20 protein-coding genes, 1 tRNA gene and 2 pseudogenes are annotated in these 23,522 nt (G+C 68.8%); 1 reads left to right on the top strand and 22 read right to left on the bottom strand.

Translation table 11 applies throughout. The annotated features are described in order from the left end of the window. Nucleotides 1-13: 13 nt before the first annotated feature. From atpA to AB0436_RS19330, 21 genes and pseudogenes are all read right to left on the bottom strand, one after another. Nucleotides 14-1,609: a F0F1 ATP synthase subunit alpha gene (atpA, locus tag AB0436_RS19430; protein WP_366469137.1), complete on the bottom strand. Its 1,596-nt coding sequence runs from the start codon at nucleotides 1,607-1,609 to the stop codon at nucleotides 14-16. Between the two features lie 171 nt (nucleotides 1,610-1,780). Then, nucleotides 1,781-2,596, bottom strand: a complete 816-nt coding sequence (locus tag AB0436_RS19425) for a F0F1 ATP synthase subunit delta (RefSeq protein ID WP_366469136.1) — start codon at nucleotides 2,594-2,596, stop codon at nucleotides 1,781-1,783. Next, entirely contained in the window at nucleotides 2,593-3,138 is a 546-nt protein-coding gene (locus AB0436_RS19420; RefSeq protein ID WP_366469427.1) for a F0F1 ATP synthase subunit B, read from the bottom strand. The genes AB0436_RS19425 and AB0436_RS19420 overlap by 4 nt, the downstream gene beginning before the upstream one ends. A 45-nt stretch (nucleotides 3,139-3,183) precedes the next feature. Then, nucleotides 3,184-3,429: an ATP synthase F0 subunit C gene (gene atpE, locus AB0436_RS19415; protein ID WP_365849248.1), complete on the bottom strand. Its 246-nt coding sequence runs from the start codon at nucleotides 3,427-3,429 to the stop codon at nucleotides 3,184-3,186. A gap of 73 nt (nucleotides 3,430-3,502) precedes the next feature. Beyond that, entirely contained in the window at nucleotides 3,503-4,309 is an 807-nt protein-coding gene (gene atpB / locus AB0436_RS19410; protein ID WP_366469135.1) for a F0F1 ATP synthase subunit A, read from the bottom strand. Nucleotides 4,310-4,631: 322 nt separating this feature from the next. Continuing rightward, nucleotides 4,632-5,075: a hypothetical protein gene (locus tag AB0436_RS19405; RefSeq protein WP_366469134.1), complete on the bottom strand. Its 444-nt coding sequence runs from the start codon at nucleotides 5,073-5,075 to the stop codon at nucleotides 4,632-4,634. Between the two features lie 311 nt (nucleotides 5,076-5,386). Further along, nucleotides 5,387-6,811, bottom strand: a complete 1,425-nt coding sequence (locus AB0436_RS19400) for an MraY family glycosyltransferase (protein ID WP_366469133.1) — start codon at nucleotides 6,809-6,811, stop codon at nucleotides 5,387-5,389. 117 nt (nucleotides 6,812-6,928) lie between these two features. Next, nucleotides 6,929-8,170 carry a serine hydroxymethyltransferase gene (gene glyA / locus AB0436_RS19395; RefSeq protein WP_366469132.1) on the bottom strand — a complete coding sequence of 414 codons (1,242 nt, stop codon included), beginning with the start codon at nucleotides 8,168-8,170 and terminating at the stop codon, nucleotides 6,929-6,931. Nucleotides 8,171-8,290: 120 nt separating this feature from the next. After that, nucleotides 8,291-8,938: a protein-tyrosine-phosphatase gene (locus tag AB0436_RS19390; RefSeq protein ID WP_366469131.1), complete on the bottom strand. Its 648-nt coding sequence runs from the start codon at nucleotides 8,936-8,938 to the stop codon at nucleotides 8,291-8,293. Beyond that, nucleotides 8,935-9,582 (bottom strand): L-threonylcarbamoyladenylate synthase, encoded by a 648-nt coding sequence (locus tag AB0436_RS19385; protein ID WP_366469130.1) that lies wholly within the window; start codon nucleotides 9,580-9,582, stop codon nucleotides 8,935-8,937. Before AB0436_RS19385 ends, AB0436_RS19390 begins: the two co-directional genes overlap by 4 nt. Before the next feature lie 53 nt (nucleotides 9,583-9,635). Beyond that, nucleotides 9,636-10,481 carry a peptide chain release factor N(5)-glutamine methyltransferase gene (prmC, locus tag AB0436_RS19380; RefSeq protein WP_366469128.1) on the bottom strand — a complete coding sequence of 282 codons (846 nt, stop codon included), beginning with the start codon at nucleotides 10,479-10,481 and terminating at the stop codon, nucleotides 9,636-9,638. 25 nt (nucleotides 10,482-10,506) lie between these two features. Next, entirely contained in the window at nucleotides 10,507-11,586 is a 1,080-nt protein-coding gene (gene prfA, locus AB0436_RS19375) for a peptide chain release factor 1 (protein ID WP_366469126.1), read from the bottom strand. 131 nt (nucleotides 11,587-11,717) lie between these two features. Beyond that, nucleotides 11,718-11,945: a 50S ribosomal protein L31 gene (gene rpmE, locus AB0436_RS19370; RefSeq protein WP_366469125.1), complete on the bottom strand. Its 228-nt coding sequence runs from the start codon at nucleotides 11,943-11,945 to the stop codon at nucleotides 11,718-11,720. 243 nt (nucleotides 11,946-12,188) lie between these two features. Further along, nucleotides 12,189-13,292, bottom strand: a complete 1,104-nt coding sequence (locus AB0436_RS19365; protein ID WP_366469124.1) for an LCP family protein — start codon at nucleotides 13,290-13,292, stop codon at nucleotides 12,189-12,191. A gap of 357 nt (nucleotides 13,293-13,649) precedes the next feature. After that, entirely contained in the window at nucleotides 13,650-15,725 is a 2,076-nt protein-coding gene (gene rho, locus AB0436_RS19360; RefSeq protein WP_366469123.1) for a transcription termination factor Rho, read from the bottom strand. 349 nt (nucleotides 15,726-16,074) lie between these two features. Next, nucleotides 16,075-16,992 (bottom strand): homoserine kinase, encoded by a 918-nt coding sequence (thrB, locus tag AB0436_RS19355; RefSeq protein WP_366469122.1) that lies wholly within the window; start codon nucleotides 16,990-16,992, stop codon nucleotides 16,075-16,077. Nucleotides 16,993-17,305: 313 nt separating this feature from the next. Then, complete coding sequence (thrC, locus tag AB0436_RS19350) at nucleotides 17,306-18,376, bottom strand: threonine synthase (RefSeq protein WP_366469426.1); 1,071 nt, start codon at nucleotides 18,374-18,376, stop codon at nucleotides 17,306-17,308. Nucleotides 18,377-18,394: 18 nt separating this feature from the next. Then, entirely contained in the window at nucleotides 18,395-19,693 is a 1,299-nt protein-coding gene (locus AB0436_RS19345) for a homoserine dehydrogenase (protein ID WP_366469425.1), read from the bottom strand. 98 nt (nucleotides 19,694-19,791) lie between these two features. Beyond that, nucleotides 19,792-21,183 carry a diaminopimelate decarboxylase gene (gene lysA / locus AB0436_RS19340; protein WP_366469121.1) on the bottom strand — a complete coding sequence of 464 codons (1,392 nt, stop codon included), beginning with the start codon at nucleotides 21,181-21,183 and terminating at the stop codon, nucleotides 19,792-19,794. Nucleotides 21,184-21,204: 21 nt separating this feature from the next. Further along, on the bottom strand, nucleotides 21,205-22,080 hold the full coding sequence (locus AB0436_RS19335; protein WP_366469120.1) for a DALR anticodon-binding domain-containing protein: 876 nt from the start codon (nucleotides 22,078-22,080) through the stop codon (nucleotides 21,205-21,207). Between the two features lie 192 nt (nucleotides 22,081-22,272). Further along, nucleotides 22,273-22,687, bottom strand: a pseudogene (locus AB0436_RS19330) (response regulator); the annotation flags it as partial. Between the two features lie 109 nt (nucleotides 22,688-22,796). Here AB0436_RS19330 and AB0436_RS19325 point away from each other — a divergent pair. Next, nucleotides 22,797-22,868, top strand: a tRNA-Arg gene (locus AB0436_RS19325). A gap of 414 nt (nucleotides 22,869-23,282) precedes the next feature. On the opposite strand, the pseudogene AB0436_RS19320 reads toward AB0436_RS19325, so the two are convergent. Further along, a pseudogene (locus AB0436_RS19320) lies at nucleotides 23,283-23,429 on the bottom strand (transposase); the annotation flags it as partial. Nucleotides 23,430-23,522: the final 93 nt, after the last annotated feature.

The raw sequence follows: 23,522 nt of genomic DNA, 5'->3' as shown, positions 1-23,522 counted from the left end.
GTCCCTTCCGTCGTCACTTGGAGACGCTGACGGCCGGCGCGTCCTCGCCGAGGAGCTTGCCGTCCGAGGTCTCGAACTGCCGCTTGAACTCGGCGACGGCGTCACCGATCGCGGTCACGGTGTCGTCCGACATCTTGGCGCCCTCGCGGATGGAGGTGAGGAGCTCCTTGCGCTCGCGGCGCAGGTGGTCCAGCAGCTCTTCCTCGAAGCGGCGGATGTCCTCGACCGGTACGTCGTCCATCTTGCCGGTGGTGCCGGACCAGACGGAGACGACCTGCTCCTCGACCGGCATCGGCTGGTACTGGCCCTGCTTCAGCAGCTCGACCATGCGCTTACCGCGCTCCAGCGAGGCCTTGGAGGCCGCGTCCAGGTCGGAACCGAAGGCGGCGAACGCCTCCAGCTCGCGGTACTGGGCGAGGTCCACGCGGAGCCGGCCGGACACCTGGCGCATGGCCTTGTGCTGGGCGGAGCCACCGACACGGGAGACCGAGATACCGACGTTCAGCGCGGGCCGCTGGCCGGCGTTGAACAGGTCGGACTCCAGGAAGCACTGACCGTCGGTGATGGAGATGACGTTGGTCGGGATGAACGCCGACACGTCGTTCGCCTTGGTCTCGACGATCGGCAGACCGGTCATCGAACCGGCACCCATCTCGTCGGAGAGCTTCGCGCAGCGCTCCAGCAGACGGGAGTGCAGGTAGAAGACGTCGCCCGGGTAGGCCTCACGGCCCGGCGGGCGGCGCAGCAGCAGGGAAACGGCACGGTAGGCGTCGGCCTGCTTCGAGAGGTCGTCGAAGATGATCAGGACGTGCTTGCCGGCGTACATCCAGTGCTGACCGATGGCCGAGCCGGTGTACGGCGCCAGGTACTTGAAGCCGGCCGGGTCGGAGGCCGGAGCGGCGACGATCGTCGTGTACTCCAGGGCGCCCGCCTCTTCCAGCGCACCGCGTACGGACGCGATGGTCGAGCCCTTCTGGCCGATGGCGACGTAGATGCAGCGGACCTGCTTCTTCTCGTCGCCCGAGCGCCAGTTGTCGCGCTGGTTGATGATCGTGTCGACGGCCAGGGCGGTCTTGCCGGTCTGGCGGTCGCCGATGATCAGCTGACGCTGGCCACGGCCGATCGGCACCATCGAGTCGACGGCCTTGTAGCCGGTCTGCATCGGCTCGTGCACCGACTTACGCACCATGACGCCCGGAGCCTGCAGCTCCAGCGCACGGCGGCCGTCCGTTGCGATCTCGCCGAGGCCGTCGATCGGGTTGCCGAGCGGGTCGACAACGCGGCCGAGGTAGCCCTCGCCGACACCGACCGAGAGCACCTCACCGGTGCGCTGCACCGGCTGGCCCTCCTCGATACCGCTGAACTCACCGAGCACAACAGCACCGATCTCGCGCTCTTCCAGGTTCAGCGCAAGACCGAGCGTGCCGTCCTCGAACTTCAGCAGCTCGTTCGCCATGGCCGAGGGAAGACCCTCGATCTTGGCGATACCGTCGCCGGCCACGCTGACCGTACCGACCTCCTCGCGCGAGGCCGCGTCCGGCTTGTACGACTGGACAAAGTTCTCCAGCGCGTCCCGGATCTCCTCCGGCCGGATCGTGAGCTCCGCCATCTGGGTTCCCTGCTCTCCTTGTTGGGCCCGAAGTCTTTGGGGGTCTGGGGCTGTTTCCCTGAGCGGCTGTGCCGCGGGCCCCCAGCAATCTTCTGCAATTTCTGCACGGCCCAACCGGGCCGCTGTTCTTCTCTGCTTTGTTCTGCGTACGGCTTGTGCCGCGTGCGGCCGTCAGCCGGCCAGTCGCCGGGACGCCTCGTCGAGACGCTCGGCGATCGTGCCGTTGATGACCTCTTCGCCGACCCGCACCGAGATCCCGCCGAGGACCTCGGGGTCCACGTCCAGGTTCAGGTGCATCTGGCGGCCGTACAGCTTGGCCAGCGCGGCGCCGAGGCGCTGCTTCTGCCCGTCGGTGAGCGGCACCGCCGATGTCACTACGGCGACGACACGGTCCCGGCGCGCGGCAGCGAGCCTGGACAGGGTCTGCAGACCCGCTTCCAGGCTACGTCCCCTGGGGTGTGTCACAAGACGCACGACCAGACGCTCGGTGACCGCGTTGGCCCGGCCGCCGAGCAGGCTGCGCAGCAGCTCCCGCTTGGCGGTGACGGTGGCCGCACGGTCGGTGAGCGCGGAGCGCAGCGCGGTGCTGGACTCGACGATCCGGCCGAACCGGAAGAGCTCGTCCTCGACGTCGTCGAGTGCACCGGCCTGCTGTACCGCGGTCAGATCGGCGGTGGCTGCGAGCTCCTCCACCGAGTCGACCAGGTCGCGCGAATTCGACCAGCGGGAGCGGACCATGCCGGCGACCAGATCGACGGCGGGGCCGTCAACCTGTCCGGCCAGCAGCCGTCCCACCAGCTCGGCCTTGGCCTCGCCCTCGCGCGCCGGCTCGGTGAGGACCCGGCGCAGGGTCACCTCGCGGTCGAGCAGCGCGGTGACCTCGGCCAGCTGGTCCGCGAGCTGCGTGGCGTCGACCGACGGAGAGTCGGTCAGCGCCTCAAGACGCCCGCGTGCGGCGGCCAGCGCCTCGCGGCTCGCTCCGTTCATCGCGTGGCCTCGGCCTTCGAAGCGCTGTCCTCGAGGTCGTCGAGGAAGCGGTCGACCGTACGGCTCTGCCGGGCGTGGTCCTCGAGGGACTCGCCGACGAGCTTTCCGGCCAGCTCGGTGGCGAGCTTGCCCACGTCCTGACGGAGCGCGGCGGCCGTGGCCTTGCGGTCCGTCTCGATCTGGGCGTGACCGGCGGCGACGATCTCCTCGCGCTGCCGCTGACCTTCCGCGCGCATCTCCTCGATGATCGCGGCACCCTGCTCGGTCGCGTCCTGGCGGAGGCGCGCGGCCTCGTGCCTGGCCTCGGCGAGCTGGGCCTTGTACTGCTCGAGCGTCTGGGTCGCCTCGGCCTGAGCCTCGGCCGCCCGCTCCAGACCGCCCTCGATCGCGTCCTGCCGCTCGTTCAGAGTCTTCTGGATGTTCGGCAGAAGCTTCTTTCCGAGGAAGCCGAAGACGATGAAGAAGCAGAGCAGGCCGACAATCAGTTCCGCCGTCTCGGGGATGAGCGGGTTCTCGGAGCCCCCCTCCGCCAGGAAGAGCATCATGTCTGAACCTTTCGTCGAATGTGGCTACCGGTCGGCTTCAGATCACTTGCTGAAGACAAAGGGAACGACCAGACCGAGCAGCGCCAGCACCTCACAGAGGGCGAAGCCCAGGAACATGTTGGTGCGGATGATCGGCATGGCCTCGGGCTGGCGGGCCATGGCCTCGATGGAGTGGCCGAAGACGACGCCGATGCCGATGCCGGGGCCGATCGCGGCGAGACCATAGGCGATGGCGCCCATGCGGCCGGGGACGGTGGAAGCGGCGAGGTTAACAAGGTCGGCAGACATTTTCCGGTCTTCCTATGTGATGCGGTCCGTTGGGGGGATTCCCAGCGGAAGGGCAGTGGGACGGGCAGGCGGGTCAGTGACCCTCTTCGAGTGCTCCGCCGATGTAGATGGAGGCAAGCAGCGTGAAGATGTAGGCCTGGAGGAACTGGATCAGTACTTCCAGGGCAGTCATGAGGAGCGCCAGCACGAACGAGCTGCCGGCGACGAGGGACATGAGCGAGGGGGTCAGCAGGTACCAGCTGGCCACGCTGAACATGACGATCAGCATGTGTCCCGCGAACATGTTGGCCCACAGCCGGACCGCGAGAGTGAACGGCCGCAGAATGACGTTCTGCAGGAACTCCAGGAGCACGACGAGCGGCGCCACGGGCTTGGGAATCCCGTCGAGCCACACCAGGTTCTTGACGCCGCCGGCGAAGCCGTGCTTCTTGAACGTCAGGAACATGTAGGTGACCCACACCAGGAGGGCCAGGACCACCGGGTAGGCGAACCGCGCCGTGGAGGGGAACTGTGCCACCGGGATGATGGACATCAGGTTCATGATCCACACGAAGAAGAAGATCGACGTGAGGAAGGGGACGTACTTGTCGCCCTTCTTGCCGATCACTTCCCGCGCGATGCTGCGGGCCACGAAGGTGTAGCCGATCTCGCCGACGAGCTGAAGCTTCCCGGGGACCAGCTTCGGCTTGTTGAACGCGGCCCAGAAGAAGCCGACCACGAGCAACATGCAGATGATCGCGAGGAGCATCGGCTTGGTGAAGTCGAAGCTGCCGATACTGAAGATCGGCTTGAAGTCGAACGAGTGGAGGCCCGGCGCCGGGAAGCCACAGTCCGCATTGATGTGGCACCCGCTTTCAGCGAGCAGCGTTTGGGCACTCACCCGTGACTCCTTCGTCGTGACGCATAAGTAACGGCAACCTTGTGTGTCAGCGCGGCTGGTGGGGCCGCTTGTCGGCACTGGGGACGTGGTGGTGTGGCGGTGCCGCCGCGGTCCACTGGAAGCATCCGCCGAGGACCGGGCATCCCGGTTTCCGCGCCGTGTGCACAGCTGCCGGGCCGAGTACGCCGCCGGTCGTGAGGGCTGCGCCCTCCTCCACCCGTCGGGCGGGAGGGGCCCCCACCGGAAGCGATTCCGGACGATAGCAGATCGGGACGAACCCCCTTTAGGCGCCCCCTACACCGTCCCCCCTGGCACCACATGATCAGGACTCCGACTTCGCCAGGCCCGCTGCTCCCTCGGCGGGGACGGAGGGCTCAGGGTCCACATAGAGCATGCGGCTCGTGAGGCTGTGGCGAATCTGACCTCCCACCCAGGCGAGCGCGGTGACCAGCAAAGTAAGGGCGAAGGCCCGGCCGTTGAACAGGGTCGTGTGACCGAAGACGATGACGAAGACACCGATGAGCAGGATCTGCACGGCGTAGACCAGCAGTCCGGCCGTCATCGCCACCTGGGGCTTGTCCCGGGTGAGACGCATCAGGGCGGCGAACCCGGCCACGAAGAAGACACCGACGACGGCCAGCGCAACCAGCCCGCCGATCAGGCCCTTCTCGCCGGCGACGAGTGCGCTGACAACGGTGGCCACGATGCCGATGGGGGCGGCGATGATCGTCGAGCCCCGGAGAATCCGGGCGTCGTTGGACGGCATGCGAACAGCTCCAGCAGGAGTTGGGGGGTGGATATGCATGTAGTGACTGACGGTGACTCGTCGATGGTCTTACGTCGATCAAGAGAGTAGCGCCGGGAGATGCGCCGGGAGACATCTGCACCTCGGTCCGAAAGACCGTCCTACCAAGGTCTTTCGGTGCTTCAACCGGTGGTAGTGAACGCTATCACAAACTATTTGATGAGGTCTTTACCATGGAAGTGTGCCGCCCGTCACACATGAGAGTTAATGCGCGCGTCTGTGCACGAAACCGGGCCGGTTTGCCTGCTATTGGCGGCCGTTGAGCGAAATGCTCACCGGGTGGTTCCGGCCTTGCGTCGCTCCGGGGCATGTGAACGGCGGCCAATTGCGGTCGCTCCGTTGACGCCAGCCGGAATGGGAGCTTTACCTGCCTCGTCGGCAGATGTGGCAGAAGTAACAGATGACGAAGTTGCGCGACTTGAATGGCCTTCGTCGGAATTATCCGAATTGCCGGATTCGGTATCGCTATGCCGACCCGTGTGCTTTTCCGGTTCGTTCCCGTCAGCAGCGCGGTGCCGCAGCCGCCGGTAGCGAGGCGGTACGAAAGCCTCCGCCCAGCGCGGAGTACGCGGGGTGAAGCGCGGCAGCAGCAACAGCGCCAGACCCACCGCACTCAGCCCGACGACCGCCAGCACGATCCAGGTGGACGCCGAACGCACCGAGTACGCGAGGGTGCCGAAGGCGAAGAGGGCCGACCAGAAGTACATGATCAGCACCGCCCTGCTGTGCGAGTGGCCGATCTCCAGGAGCCGGTGGTGCAGGTGCCCCCGGTCGGCGGCGAAGGGTGACTGCCCCTGCCAGGTGCGCCGGACGATCGCGAGCACCAGGTCGGCGAACGGGATCGCGATGATCGTCAGCGGCATCAGCAGGGGGATGAAGACGGGGAGCATCGCATGCGTGGCATCACGCACACCGCCGAAGTTCAGCTTCATCGCGTCGGGATCGACCTGCCCGGTCACCGAGATCGCACCGGCGGCGAGCACCAGGCCGATCATCATCGAGCCGGAGTCCCCCATGAAGATCCGGGCCGGATGCATGTTGTGCGGCAGGAAACCCAGGCACATGCCCATCAGCACGGCCGCGAACAGGGTCGCCGGGGCGGCGGCCTCGATGCCGTAGCCGTACCAGATCCGGTACGCGTACATGAAGAACGCGGCGGCCGCGATGCAGACCATGCCGGCCGCGAGACCGTCGAGACCGTCCACGAAGTTGACCGCGTTGATGGTGATCACCACGAGGGCGACGGTCAGCAGCGTGCCCTGCCAGGGGGTCAGGGAGACGGTGCCGATGCCGGGGATGGGCAGCCACAGAATCGTCAGGCCCTGCATCACCATCACGCCCGCGGCGATCATCTGGCCGCCGAGTTTGATCAGGGCGTCGATCTCGAACTTGTCGTCCAGCACGCCGATGACCCAGATCAGGCCGGCGCCGGAGAGCAGCGCGCGCGGTTCGTTGGACATCGTGAAGACACTGCCGACGTTCGTCAGGTGATCAGCGACCAGCAGACCCGCGCACAGACCGCCGAACATGGCGATACCACCGAGCCGCGGTGTCGGTTCCCGGTGCACGTCGCGTGCCCGGATCTCCGGCATCGCCCCGACCACGATGGCGAACTTGCGCACCGGCCCGGTCAGTAGATACGTCACCGCGGCCGTGACGCAGAGCGTCAGCAAGTATTCACGCACGGGCTGCCCCACAGATATAGCCGACCATCTCAGCCCCACACCTTAGACGGTCCGGCAGACGGGGAGCCGAGTCGCAGTGCATACGGTGAAGGACACAGGGGTAGGCAGGACGGTTGCACAGGTAGCCGTCTAACCCGAATTCGGCGGGAATCTCCTGGCGAGATTCCGCACTTCTTCACGGGTTCCCGGCTTCTCGCGCAGCGCCGCCGTACACAGCGAGGCGATCTCGGTCATCTGCGCCGTTGCCATGCCCTGGGTGGTCACAGCGGCCGTACCGAGCCGCAGGCCGCGCTCGTCACCGTACGGAAGCGGGCAGGTGTCCAGCACGATTCCGGCGGCGGCCAGCCGGGCCCGGGCCGCCGGGCCGTCGATGCCCAGCGCGGCCGGGTCCGCGGCGATCAGATGGGTGTCGGTGCCGCCGGTGGTGATGACGAACCCCTCATCGGCCAGCGCCCCGGCGAGCGCCCGGGCGTTGTCGACCACCTGATGGGCGTACGCCGCGAAGTCCGGCCGTGCCGCCTCACCGAAGGCGACGGCCTTCGCCGCGACCGTGTGCATCTGGGCGCCGCCCTGGGTGAAGGGGAACACTGCCCGGTCGATACGGTCGGCGAGCTCCGCCCCGCAGAGGATCAGCCCGCCGCGCGGCCCGCGCAGCACCTTGTGTGTGGTGGCGCAGACGACGTCGGCGTACGGCACCGGGCTGGGGGCGGCGCCTCCCGCGATCAGGCCCATGGGGTGGGCGGCGTCCGCGATCAGATAGGCGCCGGTCTCGTCGGCGATGGCCCGGAACCGCGCGTAGTCCGGATGGCGCGGATAGGAGATCGACCCGCAGACGATCGCCCGGGGCCGGTGTTTGCGGGCGAGGGCCCGCACCTGGTCGTAGTCGATGAGCCCGCTCTCGGCGTCCACCCCGTACCCCACGAAGTCGAACCACCGCCCCGAGAAGTTGGCCGGCGAACCGTGGGTGAGATGCCCGCCGTGCGCGAGATCCATCGCCAGTACCACGTCGCCCGGCCGCAGAAGGGCCGCGTACGCCGCCAGGACGGCCGAAGATCCCGAGTGGGCCTGCACATTCGCGTGCTCGGCTCCGAAGAGCCCTGTGGCCCGCTCACAGGCGATCCGCTCGGCGACATCCACCAGCTCGCAACCGCCGTGGTAGCGGGCGCCCGGATAGCCCTCGGCGTACTTGTTGGCCAGCGGCGACCCGAGCGCCGCGAGCACGGCCGGCGAGGTGAAGTTCTCGGCGGCGATCAGCTGCAGCGAGGTCGCCTGCCGCTCCCCCTCACCGAGGATGACATCGGCCATCTCCGGATCCTGCCTGCGCAGGTCATCGAGGCCGGGCGGGTGGGGTGAGGTGGTGGTGACCGGCATCATGGGCTCCTCGGCGTCGGAACCAATGTATGACCGGGGGGCGGAATCCGCCTGCTGTCCACTGGCCCCCTTCGGGCCCTTCGGTCATCACCGCCGGGCACATATCAGCCCTAGCCCGAGTCACCTCCCTGCCGCCACCCCCGTGAGCGCCGTCACCACCGGATCCAGCGCCTGATTGATCTCGTCGCCGATCGAGCGGAAGAAGGTGATCGGCGCCCCGTACGGATCGTTCACCTCGTCCGCCTCGACGGTGGGCGCCAGCAACCACCCCCGCAGCGCCGCGGCAGCCCGCACCAGTGCCCGGGCCCGCTCCACGACGCCGTCGTCCAGCGGGTCCGGCAGGGTCGCGGGGTCTATGGCGCGCACCAGCCGGGTGAACTCCTTGAGCGTGAACGTCCGCAGGCCCGCGGAGTGCCCCATCGAGATGACCTGGGCCCGGTGGTCCCGGGTCGCGGTCAGCACCAGGTCCGCCCGGATCACGTGGTCGTCGAGCAGCTCGCGGCCGAGGAAGCCGCCGGCATCCGCCCCGTAGTCCGCCAGCACGGTCGCCGCGTTGGCCTCCATGGGCGCGCCCTCGTGTCCCCAGGTTCCCGCGCTCTCCACGATCAGGCCGCCGGTCAACCGGGTGCCGAGGCGGTCGTCGAGGGCATGGCGGGTCAGCCGCTCGGTGATCGGCGAGCGGCAGACGTTGCCGGTGCTGACGTGGAGGATCCTGAACGTGCCGCCGGAAGCGGTCGTACGTGTGCCACGCCCCTCAGGGGCTGTCAATTGGCCACCTCGAGGTCGGGTACCACCTTGCGCAGCTCCTCGGCCGAGAGCGCACCCGCCCGCAGGAGGACCGGGACGGTGCCGGTGACGTCGACGATCGAGGACGGCACGATGCCCGGGGTCGGGCCGCCGTCCAGATACACCGAGACGGAGTCCCCGAGCATTTCCTGGGCGGCGTCGCAGTCCTCCGGCGCCGGGTGGCCCGTCAGGTTGGCGCTGGAGACGGCCATCGGTCCGACCTCGGTGAGCAGCTCGATGGCGACCGGGTGCAGCGGCATCCGTACGGCGACCGTGCCCCGGGTGTCCCCCAGGTCCCACTGCAGGGACGGCTGGTGCTTGGCGACCAGGGTGAGCGCGCCGGGCCAGAAGGCGTCGACGAGCTCCCAGGCCTGCTCGGAGAAGTCGGTGACCAGGCCGTGCAGGGTGTTCGGCGAGCCGATGAGGACAGGGGTGGGCATATTGCGGCCGCGCCCCTTGGCGTCCAGCAGGTCGACGACGCCTTCGGTGCTGAAGGCGTCGGCCCCGATGCCGTACACAGTGTCCGTCGGGAGCACGACAAGCTCGCCGCGGCGGACAGCGGAGGCGGCTTCACGCAGACCGGTGGTGCGGTCGGTCGCGTCGTTGGTGTCGTATCGCCGTGCCATTTAGCGAGCCTCCTCGAGAACAAAATCCTGCTGTGGAACCACTACTGCGTCCGTCACGGCATCGCCTTGCGGGCGGTCGCGAAACGGGGCCGGTTGTTGAGATCGGGGTGGTCGGCCGCGTCGGCCCAGCCACGCTCCTCGGTGAAGATCCATGGCACCTGACCGCCCTGGGTGTCCGCGTGCTCGATGACGACGACGCCACCGGGCACCAGCAGACGGTGCGCGGTCCGTTCGATGCCGCGGATCGTGTCGAGGCCGTCCTCGCCGGAGAAGAGAGCCATCTCCGGGTCGTGGTCACGGGCCTCGGGGGCGACGTACTCCCACTCGGTGAGCGGGATGTACGGCGGGTTAGAGATGACCAGGTCCACCTGGCCGTCGAGTTCGGGGAGGGCGCTGAGCGCGTCGCCCTGGTGGACGGTGACCCTGGATCCCTCGGCGTTCTTACGGGTCCAGCGCAGCGCGTCGTCGGAGAGCTCCACCGCGTGCACCCGGGAGCGCGGCACCTCCTGGGCCATGGCCAGCGCGATGGCGCCGGAGCCCGTGCAGAGGTCGACGATCAGCGGCTCGACCACGTCCATCGCACGCACCGCGTCTATCGCCCAGCCGACCACCGACTCGGTCTCCGGGCGGGGCACGAAGACGCCGGGGCCGACCTGGAGCTCCAGGTAGCGGAAGAAGGCACGCCCGGTGATGTGCTGGAGCGGCTCGCGGGCCTCCCGGCGGGCGATGGCCTCCCAGTAACGGGCGTCGAAGTCGGCGTCCTTGACGTGGTGCAGCTCGCCCCGCTTGACGCCGTGCACGAAAGCGGCGAGCTCCTCCGCGTCGAAGCGCGGCGAGGGCACGCCGGCGTCGGCCAGCCGCTGGGTGGCCTGAGCCACCTCGGCAAGCAGCAGGTTCATGCGGATCTCCAGTACGGGCCGGCTACTACTGGGCGGCGGCGAGCTTGGCCGCGGAGTCCGCGTCCACACACGCCTGGATCACTGCGTCCAGGTCGCCGTCGAGCACCTGGTCCAAGTTGTACGCCTTGAAGCCGACCCGGTGGTCCGAGATGCGGTTTTCCGGGAAGTTGTACGTCCGGATCTTCTCGGACCGGTCGACGGTGCGGACCTGGCTGCGGCGCACGTCGGAGGCTTCCTGCTCGGCCGCTTCCTGCGCGGCGGCGAGCAGCCGGGAGCGCAGGATCCGCATGGCCTGCTCCTTGTTCTGGAGCTGGCTCTTCTCGTTCTGGCAGGAGGCGACCACACCGGTCGGCAGGTGCGTGATGCGGACCGCGGAGTCAGTGGTGTTGACGGACTGGCCGCCGGGGCCCGACGAACGGTAGACGTCGATACGGAGATCATTGGCATGGATCTCGACGTCGACCTCCTCCGCCTCGGGCGTCACCAGCACGCCGGCCGCCGAGGTGTGGATGCGTCCCTGCGACTCGGTGGACGGCACCCGCTGCACCCGGTGCACCCCGCCCTCGTACTTCAGCCGCGCCCAGACGCCCTGGCCCGGTTCGGTGGCGCCGTTGCCGCCCTTGGTCTTCACCGCGACCTGGACGTCCTTGTAGCCGCCCAGTTCGGACTCGGTGGCATCGATGATCTCGGTCTTCCAGCCGACCCGCTCGGCATACCGCAGGTACATCCGCAGCAGGTCACCGGCGAACAGCGCCGATTCGTCGCCGCCCGCGCCCGCCTTGACCTCGAGCAGCACGTCCTTGTCGTCGCTGGGATCGCGCGGGACGAGCAGCAGCCGCAGCTTCTCGGTGAGTTCCTCGCGCTGCTTCTCCAGCACCTTCACCTCGGCGGCGAAGTCCGGATCGTCGGCGGAGAGTTCGCGGGCCGTCTCGATGTCGTCGCCGGTCTGCTTCCAGGAACGGAAGGTGGAGACGATCGGGGTGAGCTCGGCGTAGCGCTTGTTGAGCTTGCGCGCGTTGGCCTGGTCGGCGTGCACCGACGGGTCTGCGAGCTGCTTCTCGAGATCGGCGTGCTCGCCGATCAGGTCCTCGACCGCCTCGAACATCGGGGGCTCCTGGGGTGGGGTCTCCCCTGCTCAGTGAGAGCTTGGGAAAGTACGTCAAAGGGCTGCTGGACGGCAAAGCGCCGGTCCGGTCGCTCCGGGAAGGAGCGACCGAGGACCGGCGCAGTGGCTCGCTACTTGGCGGCGGAGCCTGCAGCCTTCTTGCCGAAGCGGGCCTCGAAGCGGGCCACCCGGCCACCGGTGTCGAGGATCTTCTGCTTGCCGGTGTAGAACGGGTGGCACTCGGAGCAGACCTCGGCGCGGATGGCGCCTTCGGGGAGAGTGCTGTGCGTGGTGAACGAGGCACCGCAGGTGCAGCTGACCTGGGTCTCGAAGTACTCGGGGTGGATCTCGCGCTTCAAGGTGTCTCCTAGTTTCGGGAGGGCGCCGGGTCGTGCGGACGGAGTTGTCGACACGTGAACCGGGGCCGACGGACCAGTCTGCCAGGACCGGGCCGTGCTTCAAAATTCCAGCCGCTCTCCAGAACCGTGACCGGGCCCGGTCTATTCCGGGCCGGCCTGCCTGCTTCACCGGCGGCTTCCCCGAGGGCTTCCCGAGAGCTTCCCCGAGGGCTTCGCGCACCGGCTACAGCGGGCTACGTCCTGTCACGAACTGGTGACCACCTTGCCTGCTTCGCCCTGGTCGCCCGCCGAACCCTTGGTCGCGGAGGCCGGGATCGGCTTGTCCTGCTTGAGCGCGGTCCACACCTGCCGGGCCTTCGCCTCCAGCGGGATCACCCGGTTGAGGTCGGCCGGGTCGTACTCCACCGGCATCGTCACCATCTTGGTGGAGCCCGCCCCGATGCCCTTCAGCCCGTTCGCGAAGCTCATCAGGCTGTTGACCGAGTTGATGCCGGAGTCCGTGGTGACCGTCTTCGTCGCGGTGTCGGCGAGGTTGTACAGCTTCTTGGGACTGGTGAAAACGCCCACGTGCTTGACCCGGTTGATCAGCGCCTTGATGAAGGCCTGCTGGAGCTGGATGCGTCCGAGGTCGCTGCCGTCGCCGACGCCGTGCCTGGTCCGTACGAGTCCGAGCGCCTGCGTGCCGTTGAGCGTATGGCTGCCGGCAGCGAGGTTCAGGTGGCTCTTGTCGTCGTTGATCGCCTTGCTGGTGGTGACCGGTACGCCGCCCAGATCGTCGATGAGCTTCTGGAACCCGGAGAAGTCGACCTCGAGGTAGTGGTCCATGCGGATCCCGGACATCTGCTCGACGGTCTTCACCGCGCAGGCCGGACCACCACTCTCGTACGCCGTGTTGAACATGGCCTGCTGCGCACCGGGGACCGTGCCGCCCTTGGAATCGGTGCAGTCGGGGCGGTTGATCAGGGTGTCGCGCGGTATGGAGACGACGCTGGCCTTCTTGTGGCCCCGGTAAACGTGGACGACCATCGCGGTGTCCGAGCGGGCACCGCCCTCGTCCTTGCCGTACTTGGAGTTGGCGCCGGCCCGGGAGTCGGAGCCGAGGACCAGGATGTCCATGGAGCCGTTGTCGACGTTGCGGGGGCGATCCTTGCCCAGCTGCGCGTTGATGTCGACGCTCTTGAGGTTGCCGTCGAGCTTGAAGTAGAGGAATCCGAGCCCGCCGCCACCCAGGACGACGACCCCTGCTGCCGCCCATGCGGTGATGGCCAGCGTCTTGCGGCGTGCGGAGGCCTTTCGGCGGCGCTTGCCGCTGCCCCGTATTCGGCTGCCCTTCTGCGGCTCGCCCATGTGTCCTCCAGCTTCTCGTGGTCCCGACTGCCCCCTGCCGTGAAGTTGAGGCACGGTGATGCAGGCCGTCACTTGGGTGACGACGCAATTCCGAAAAGCGTTGCACAGGGTCAGGTGGATCCGGTCGGGAGCCGGGTCGCCGGATACCGCCGTCGCCTTCGCCGGAACGCGGCTCCGACCTGCTGTTTTATCCAGAGACGCAGGGACGGCACCGACCGGTTCCGGAGAAACGGGTGTGGCAAAGATCTCGGTCTGCCCCGCACGTGCCCGCGCACAGCAGACCGGCCCGCCCCCTCACTTCCGTGACGGGGCGGGCCGGTCCGCTACCGCTACTGCTTCTGTTTCTACTGCGGACGGTCAGTCGTTGCCGTTGCCCGGCGAAGGCGTGGTCTTCGCGATCTGCATCAGGAACTCGGCGTTCGACTTGGTCTTCTTCATCTTGTCCAGCAGCAGCTCGATCGCCTGCTGCGAGTCGAGCGCGTGCAGCACCCGGCGCAGCTTCCAAACGATGGCCAGCTCCTCGGAGTTGAGGAGGATCTCTTCCTTACGGGTACCGGACGGGTCGACGTCCACCGAGGGGAAGATGCGCTTGTCGGCGAGCTTGCGGTCGAGCTTGAGCTCCATGTTGCCGGTGCCCTTGAACTCCTCGAAGATCACCTCGTCCATGCGCGAACCGGTCTCGACCAGCGCGGTGGCGAGGATGGTCAGCGAGCCGCCGTCCTCGATGTTGCGCGCGGCACCGAAGAAGCGCTTCGGCGGGTAGAGGGCGGTCGAGTCGACACCACCGGAGAGGATGCGCCCGGAGGCCGGGGCCGCCAGGTTGTACGCACGGCCCAGGCGGGTGATCGAGTCGAGCAGCACGACCACGTCGTGACCCAGCTCGACGAGACGCTTGGCGCGCTCGATGGCCAGCTCGGCGACGGTCGTGTGGTCCTCGGCGGGGCGGTCGAAGGTCGAGGAGATGACCTCGCCCTTCACCGACCGCTGCATGTCGGTGACTTCCTCCGGACGCTCGTCCACGAGGACGACCATCAGGTGGCATTCGGGGTTGTTGACCGTGATCGCGTTGGCGATGGCCTGCATGATCATGGTCTTACCGGTCTTCGGCGGGGCCACGATCAGACCACGCTGGCCCTTGCCGATCGGCGCGACCAGATCGATGATCCGCGTCGTCAGTACGCCCGGGTCGGTCTCCAGGCGAAGCCGGTCCTGCGGGTAGAGCGGGGTCAGCTTCTGGAACTCGGGGCGGCCACGGCCGGATTCGGCCGCCATACCGTTCGCCGAGTCGAGGCGGACCAGCGCGTTGAACTTCTCGCGGCGCTCGCCGTCCTTGGGCTGCCGGACGGCGCCGGTGACGTGGTCGCCCTTGCGCAGGCCGTTCTTACGGACCTGGGCGAGCGAGACGTAGACGTCGTTCGGGCCCGGCAGGTAACCGGAGGTCCGGATGAAGGCGTAGTTGTCCAGGATGTCGAGGATGCCCGCGACCGGGATCAGCACATCGTCGTCCGCCACCTGCGGCGCCTCGCCGAACTCGTCACGGCCACGACGGCCACGACGGTCGCGGTAACGGCCGCGGCGACCGCGGCGACCGCCGTCGAAGTCGTCGTCGTTCTCGTCGGCGCGCGGGCCGCTGCCCTGGCGCTGCTGGCGCTGGCCGCCGCCCTGCTGGTCGTCGCCGCCCTTGCCGCCGCGGTCACGACGGTTGCCGCGCTCGCCGCGCTCCTGGCGGTCGCCGCGGTCGCTGCGGTCCTGGCGGTCACCGCGCTCCTGGCGGTCGCCGCGGTCCTGGCGGTCTCCGCGGTCCTGGCGGTCTCCGCGGTCACGGCGCTGGCCGCGGTCCTGGCGGTCACCGCGACGGCCCTCGGCCGTGTCGGCGGCGGTCTCGGCCTTGGCCTCGGCGGGGGCCTCGGTCTTCACCTCGGTGGCGGTGGCGGCGGGGCTCTCCGCCCTGGCCTCGGCCTTGGCGGCTTCAGCCGCGGGTGCGGTCTCGGGGCTGCCCGCCTGCGCGGTGGCCCGACGGCGACGGCGCTCGCCGGCCGGCTGGTCGTCACTCGCCGGCTGACCGGGAATGTCGATCTGCTGCTGCGCTGAGGTGGTCTCCGCAGCTGCGGGCGCATCGCCCGTACGGGCCTTGGAGGTGGCGCGGCGCTTCGGCTTGGCCTCTGCGGTCTCGGCGGCCGGGGCGCTCTTGGGCGCGGAAGAACCGGCCTGCGCCTCCTTGATGACCTCGATCAGCTGGCTCTTGCGCATACGCGCGGTGCCCCTGATGCCGAGGCCGGACGCGACCTGCTGCAGCTCGGCCAGGACCATGCCGTCGAGGCCGGTGCCGGAGCGGCGGCGCCGTGCGGTACTGCCGGTGGCAGCACCGGCGGCGGACGTGGCGTCGACAGTGTTGTCGGCAGTCACGCCCATCAGATCGGTGGTGTCGCTCACGAAGGGTCCTTCCCTGGAGCGGACGTCGGCCTGTCTGGCGCGGCGACCGGTTGTGCTGTCCGGCTGTGGTTCGTGGTCCTTCGGATCTCGAACCGTGTCCGGGGCGGTGGTCCGCCGGGTACGGCGGAAGGCAAAACGTGCTGGGGGTCCGGCAGAGGCCGGTTCCGGAGCGTGCTCGAAACTGCTCAGGCAGGCTGCTCAGGCAGTCGGGGAGGCTCCCGGAAGAAAATGCGGTCCCTGATGGGGACACGAAGCACCGCGTCGCAAGGACGTCGAGTGCTGACTTGAGGTTAACACTACCGGATCCAACAAATATTCCCCCTCTCGTTCACCGGCAATCGGGCGCTCCCTAGGTGCCCAGTGGCAGAACGCTCGCTCCCGAGGCGTCGAGCGGCAGCCGGTTGGCCGCCCACCCTTCGCCGGCCAGCCGTGCGACCTTGTCGGCCGCACCGTTCTCGACCAGCGCGAGCACCGTGGGGCCCGCGCCGGAGATGACCGCGGGCACGCCGTCCGCCCGCAGTCGGTTGACCAGGGTCACGCTCTCCGGCATCGCCGGTGCACGGTACTCCTGGTGGATTCGGTCCTCGGTGGCGGCGAACAGCAGCTCGGGGCGCCTGGTGAGGGCCTCGACGAGCAGCGCCGCACGGCCCGCGTTGACCGCGGCGTCCACATGCGGCACGGTCCGCGGCAGCAGTCCCCGCGCGGTCTCGGTGAGTACCGGCCGGCTGGGGACGAAAACCACCGGAACGATGGAATCGGCGGGTTCCATCCTGATGGCCCGGGCCGCTCCGCCGTCGGTCCAGGCGAGGGTGAATCCCCCGAGCAGACAGGCAGCGACGTTGTCCGGGTGCCCCTCGATCTCGGTGGCAAGTTCGAGAAGGGCCGCGTCATCCAGTTTGTCGGCCCCGCCTATGGTCACCGCGCGAGCGGCGACGATACCGGCGCAGATCGCGGCGGACGAGGAACCGAGGCCGCGGCCGTGCGGGATGCGGTTGGCGCAGACGACCTCGAGGCCGCGCGGCTGCCCGCCGAGCAGGTCGAAGGCGGTGCGCAGGGACCGTACGAGGAGATGGCTCTCGCCCCGCGGGAGCGTCTCTCCGCCTTCACCTGCGATGTCGACATGCAGACCGGAGTCGGCGACCCGGACGACGACGTCGTCGTACAGCCCCAGCGACAGGCCGAAGGCATCGAAGCCCGGACCGAGGTTGGCGCTGGAGGCAGGCGTGCGCACCCGGACGGCGGCGGCACGGAAAGCGGGACCGGCCATCGCTCTGACGACTCTCCTTGTGAGACTGCAAGTCCTGTTTCGACTGCGAAATTTATGGCTGCGAAATGTGTGGCTGCGGAAATGTGTGGCTGCGGGATTCTGTGACTGCGGATGGCGTGGCTGTGTGCCCCCCGGGGCCCGGGCCGGACCACCCTACGAGCTTAGGGGGTCGTCACGACAACAACACCGCAGCCAGTTCGGCGGGGTGGGTTGAGTACAGCTTATCGAAGGAAGGTTCTCCTGCGACATAGGGCGCACAGGAGGCGCACGATGCGTGTCGCGCGCCACCTGTGCTTCTTTCAACCAAATCGGGCTAGACCAGCCCGAGGCGTTCCGCCGCAGCGACCGCGTCCACCGGTACGGTGACCGGCTGGGGGGCGCCCGCGACGGCCCAGTCCGGGTCCTTGAGGCCGTTGCCGGTGACCGTGCACACGATCTTCTGGCCGGGGTCGACCTTGCCCTCTTCGGCGGCCTTCAGCAGACCGGCGACGGAAGCCGCCGAGGCCGGCTCCACGAAGACGCCCTCCTGCGAGGCCAACAGGCGATAGGCGCGCAGGATCTGACGGTCGGTCACCTCGTCGATGAAGCCATCCGATTCATCCCGGGCGGCCAGCGCGTACTGCCAGGAGGCCGGGTTGCCGATCCGGATCGCCGTCGCGATGGTCGACGGGTCCTTGACGATCTCACCGCGTACGATCGGAGCCGAACCGGAGGCCTGGAAGCCCCACATCCGCGGCGTACGGGTGGACATGTGGTCCGCCGCGTACTCCTTGTAACCCTTCCAGTACGCGGTGATGTTGCCCGCGTTGCCGACCGGCAGCACATGAATGTCCGGAGCGTCGCCGAGCGCGTCGACGATCTCGAAGGCTCCCGTCTTCTGACCCTCGATACGGGACGGATTGACCGAATTGACCAGTGCCACCGGGTAGTTGTCCGAGAGCGAGCGGGCCAGCGTCAGGCAGTCGTCGAAGTTTCCGTCGACCTGGAGGATCTTGGCGCCGTGCACCAGCGCCTGGCCCATCTTGCCCAGGGCGATCTTGCCCTGCGGCACCAGGACGGCACAGACCATTCCGGCGCGCACCGCGTAGGCGGCGGCCGAAGCGGAGGTGTTTCCGGTGGAGGCGCAGATGACGGCCTGTGCGCCCGCCTCCTTCGCATGGCTGATCGCCATGGTCATGCCGCGGTCCTTGAACGACCCGGTGGGGTTGGCGCCCTCGACCTTGAGGTGCACCTCGCAGCCCGTGCGCTCGGAAAGGACCTGCGCGGGGACGAGCGGCGTACCGCCCTCCCGGAGGGTGACGACCGGCGTGGCGTCCGTGACCGGAAGGCGGTGCCGGTACTCCTCGATGATGCCGCGCCACTGGTGGGTGCCCTGGCTGGACATGGGGCTGGTCATGGGTCCTTACTCCCCTTCAACACGCATGATGCTGGCGACACCGCGCACGGTGTCGAGCTTGCGCAGCGCCTCGACGGTCCCGGAAAGGGCGGCGTCGGGCGCGCGGTGGGTGACGACGACGAGGGAGGCCTCGCCGTCTCCGTCCTGTCGGCTCTGCTGGCGCACCGTGTCGATGGATACGCCCTGCTCGGCGAAGACCGTAGCGACCTGGGCGAGAACACCCGGTTTGTCGGCCACGTCGAGACTGATGTGGTACCGCGTGATGACCTCGCCCATCGGGCTGACGGGCAGGCGGGTGTACGCGGATTCGCCGGGGCCGGTGGCCCCGCCCAGCTTGTTGCGGCAGACCGCGACCAGGTCACCGAGGACCGCGGACGCGGTCGGCGAACCGCCGGCGCCGGGCCCGTAGAACATCAGCTGTCCGGCGGCCTCGGCCTCGACGAAGACCGCGTTGTACGCCTCGCGGACGGACGCCAGCGGATGGCTCAGCGGGATCATCGCGGGGTGCACGCGGGCGGTGACGGACCTGCCGTCGGCGGCGCGCTCGCAGATGGCCAGCAGCTTGACGGTGCAGCCCATGCGCTTCGCGGAGGCGATGTCGGCCGCGGTGACCTCGGTGAGGCCCTCGCGGTGCACGTCGTCGAGTCGCACCCGGGTGTGGAAGGCGATTCCGGCCAGGATCGCGGCCTTGGCGGCCGCGTCGAAGCCTTCGACGTCGGCGGTCGGGTCGGCCTCCGCGTAGCCGAGTGCGGTGGCCTCGTCGAGCGCCTCGGAGTATCCGGCGCCGGTGCTGTCCATCTTGTCGAGGATGAAGTTGGTCGTGCCGTTGACGATGCCCAGGATGCGGTTCACCTTGTCGCCGGCGAGCGACTCGCGCAGCGGGCGCACCAGCGGGATCGCACCGGCGACGGCGGCCTCGTAGTAGAGGTCCATGCCGTGCTCCTCGGCCACACCGTGCAGGGCCGTGCCGTCCTTGGCGAGCAGCGCCTTGTTGGCGGAGACCACGCCGGCGCCGTGTTCGAAGGCGGTGGTGATCAGCGCCCTGGCGGGCTCGATCCCGCCGATGACCTCGATCACCACGTCGATGTCGCCGCGTTTGACCAGGGCCATCGCGTCGGTGGTGATGAGCGAGGGGTCGATGCCCTCCCGGACCTTGGAAGGGCGGCGGACGGCCACACCGGCGAGCTCGACGGGGGCCCCGATGCGGGCCGCGAGGTCGTCGGCGTGCGTCGTCATGATGCGCGCCACCTCGGAGCCGACCACTCCACAGCCCAGCAGCGCCACCTTCAGCGGACGCGTACGCATCATCCGACCTCACTTCTCGTACTTCTATCGTGTGGACCAGTCTCACTCACCGGACGGGAGTTTCTATCCCCTGTCCGGATCGTGAGACGACTATTTCATTAACCGACATCGAGACGCAGGAGATCTTCCTCCGTCTCACGCCGGACGATCATCCGCGCCGCACCGTCCCTGACGGCGACAACCGGCGGGCGCAGCGCGTGGTTGTAGTTGCTGGCCATGGCGCGGCAGTAGGCGCCGGTGGCCGGAACGGCGAGCAGATCACCCGGGGCGAGGTCCGTGGGCAGGAACGCGTCCTTCACCACGATGTCGCCACTCTCACAGTGCTTGCCCACCACCCGGACCAGCATCGGCTCGGCGGTCGAGATGCGCGACACCAGCGCCACGCTGTACTCGGCGTCGTAGAGGGCGGTACGGATGTTGTCCGACATCCCGCCGTCGACACTGACGTAGGTCCGCAGCCCCTCGAGCGGCTTGATGGTGCCGACCTCGTACAGCGTGAAGGCGGTGGGTCCGACGATGGCGCGCCCCGGTTCGACGGAGATGCGCGGGGTGGTCAGGCCGGCCGACTCACACTCGCGGGTGACGATCTCGCCGAGCGCCTTGGCGATCTCGTGCGGCTCCCGGGGGTCGTCATCCGACGTGTACGCGATGCCGAGACCGCCGCCGAGGTCGATCTCGGGGAGCTCGACTCCGTGTTCGTCGCGGATCTCGGCGAGCAGTTGCACCACCCGCCGCGCGGAGACCTCGAAGCCGGCCATGTCGAAGATCTGCGACCCGATGTGCGAGTGGATCCCGATGAGTTCGAGCCCGTCGAGCTTGAGCGCCCTGCGCACGGCCTCGGCCGCCTGGCCATCGGCCAGCTGGATGCCGAACTTCTGGTCCTCGTGCGCGGTGGCGATGAACTCGTGGGTGTGCGCCTCGACTCCGACCGTCACGCGGATCTGCACCCGCTGGCGCCTGCCCCGGCTCTGCGCGATGTGGGCGACCCGGACGATCTCCTGGAACGAGTCGAGCACGATCCGCCCGACACCCGCCTCGACGGCCCGCTCGATCTCCTCGATGGTCTTGTTGTTGCCGTGAAAGGCGATCCGCTCGGGAGGCATGCCGGCGTCCAGCGCGGTGGACAGTTCGCCACCGGAGCAGACATCCAGGTTGAGCCCCTCCTCCTGGAGCCACTTCACAACGGCCCGCGAGAGGAAGGCCTTTCCGGCGTAGAACACATCGGCGTCCCGCCCGAAGGCGTCGGCCCAGGCCCGGCAGCGTGCACGGAAGTCGGTCTCGTCGAGGAAGAACGCCGGGGTGCCGAACTCCTCGGCCAGCCGGGTGACTTCGATCCCGCCGACGGTGACGACCCCGTCCTCGTTACGGCCGACCGTACGGGCCCAGACCTTCTCGTCCAGGGAGTTGAGGTCCTCGGGCGGGGCGGCGTAGTGGCCCTCGGTGTAGACATCGGCGTGCCGGGGCCCGGCGGGGTGTGCGGAACGGCTCATCTCTTCGCTCTCTCAGACGTCTCAGATGTGTTCGGGTGCGCTGATGCCGAGGAGGGCCAGGCCGCCTGCGAGCACCGTCCCGGCGGCTTCGGCGAGAGCGAGCCGGGAACGGTGGGCGGCCGAGGGTTTCTCCTCGCCGACGGGCAGCACGGTGACGTGGAACTCCAGGAACGCGTCAGCGACCGCGACCAGGTGCCGGGCGAGGCGCCGGGCCGCTCCCGAATCGGTCCGGGCGGCTTCGACCGCTTCGGCTTCGACGGCTTCGACGAACGCCGGGTGGTCGGCGAGCGCGGCGACCAGCGCGGGCACCGCCGCCTCCTGCTCGACGCCGTGCTCATAGGCCGCCCGGAAGCCGAGGTCGTCCGCGTTGCGCAGCAATGCGCGACTGCGGGCGTACGCGTACTGGACCCGGAAGAGCGGGTTGCCCTCCCGGCGCACCAGCAACCGCTCGCCGCCGCCGAGCAGCGCGTCCCAACGCGCGGCGTCCGCACCGAGTCGCGCGACCTGCGCGGGGGCGGGCACGTACGCCGGCCGGGCCGCGCCGCCGGTTCCGGTACCGCGCCCGTACCGCGCGCTCTGCTCGAGCACCTCACGCACGACGGCGCCGGCACCCTCCGGAACGAGCGTGAAGTTCAGAAAGCCCGGCCCGGTGATCTCGACCCGCTCGATCCCGCGCGTACCGGCGATCCGCTGCCGCAGCGCCTCGGCGACCGCCCGGGGCGGCATCCCGGCAGGCCCGGCGAGCCGAAGGGCGGCATTGGTGGCGTAATCCCCGTGCCCACCCGGCCGGGGCCGCTCGACCGTGACCCGCTCGGGAACAGCCACTCGGAGGGCACCCTCATCCACCGCGCGGCGCACGGCGCGCGCGACGGTACAGGAGAGCTCTGCGGGGGTCACGGGACCAGCGTATGGGAGAAGGGGGGCATCTCCGCGAACCGGTTTCGCCATACGGGCACCGCTCCGGCCGCCGCTACGGTCACCACCCGGTGCGCAACCCCGTCAGCCGAGCGCACTCTCCGCCCGCCCGGCGGACCGGCACTCGCCCGGGTTCCGACAGGCCCGCGCAGCCGCGGACGAGCTCTTCAGCCGCACCAGCCGCCGCACCAGGAGCACCAGCTCGGCCGGCTCGAACGGCTTGGCGAGAAAGTCGTCGACCCCGGAAGCCAGGCCACTCTCCACCTCCTGCTGCGTACACGCGCTGACGATCGCCAGCGGCACCCGGCAAGTCCGCGGATCGGAACGCAGCCGTGCCGCGGTCCGCAGCCCGTCCAGGCGGGGCATCACCACGTCGAGAGTGATCACATCCGGTGACACCTGGTGCACGACGTCCAGACACTCGGCACCGTCAGCGGCGGTCACGACCTCGAAGCCCTCCAGCTCGAGATTGACCCTGATCAGCTGCCGGATGACCTTGTTGTCATCGACAACAAGCACCCGACCGAACGCGCCCGGCACACCCACGAGCGTAGAACCGCCGCCCCCACCGCGTCCCGGTTTTGCCCACTTCCGCCCCCACACCCCGACAACGGACGCCCACCCTCCGGAAATACCTGTTCCTGGCCACCCCGTCTGAGCTGGTAGGGTTTCACCCATCGGCGCTCACCCGCCGAAACGCCCCCGTAGCTCAGGGGATAGAGCAACGGCCTCCGGAGCCGTGTGCGCAGGTTCGAATCCTGCCGGGGGCACCCTTATGAGGTGCCCAAAGACCCCGTCACCAGCGGAGACGCTGAGGCCGGGGTCTTCGCGTATGTGCAGCCGCATGTCACCCGAAGCGGCCGTATGTCGAGGTCTGTGGACGAGGTGTGGACGGGATCTTGGAGCATCGCCGCAGGTGATGCCGTTTGGTGGTCGAGCTACCAATGGGCGCTCGGCGCGTCGCTGTCGGGACAACCGGGAACACCGAGGCCCCTGGACAGCTTGGGTTCTAAACTCGATCTTTCGCTGGAGCCCGTCAGCAAGCTGACGGGCTCCCTTTCGTTTGCTGTGGCGGGTGTTACGGCGTGTAGGCACGCTGGTGGCCCGGCTGTCGCGTCGGGTGGGCGCCGGGTTCCACGTCTCCGGCGGGGGGTTGCAAGCTCGTCAGGGCGGGTGAATGCTGGTCAGCCGGGGTTCGGGAGGGTGGCGAGTCGCTCGATCGCGGCCGTGATGACGTCGGCCCAGGGCCAGTGGCGTGCGAATCTCAGGTGTCGGCGGCGGGCGGTCGGGACGAGTTGGGCGGCAACAGAAAAGAGGCGCAGCCTCAGACGGCTCTACCGTCTTGATCGGGTTGATCGAGCCATTCGTAGGGTTGGGTCACCCAGGGGTGCTGGGTGTGGCTATCAGGCGGCTGCCGTCTCGTG

Source organism: Streptomyces sp. NPDC051322 (genome assembly GCF_040689485.1).
Classification (GTDB): domain Bacteria; phylum Actinomycetota; class Actinomycetes; order Streptomycetales; family Streptomycetaceae; genus Streptomyces.
Note: the sequence above shows the minus strand (reverse complement) of the source record. Positions and strands in the feature narration are given on the sequence as shown.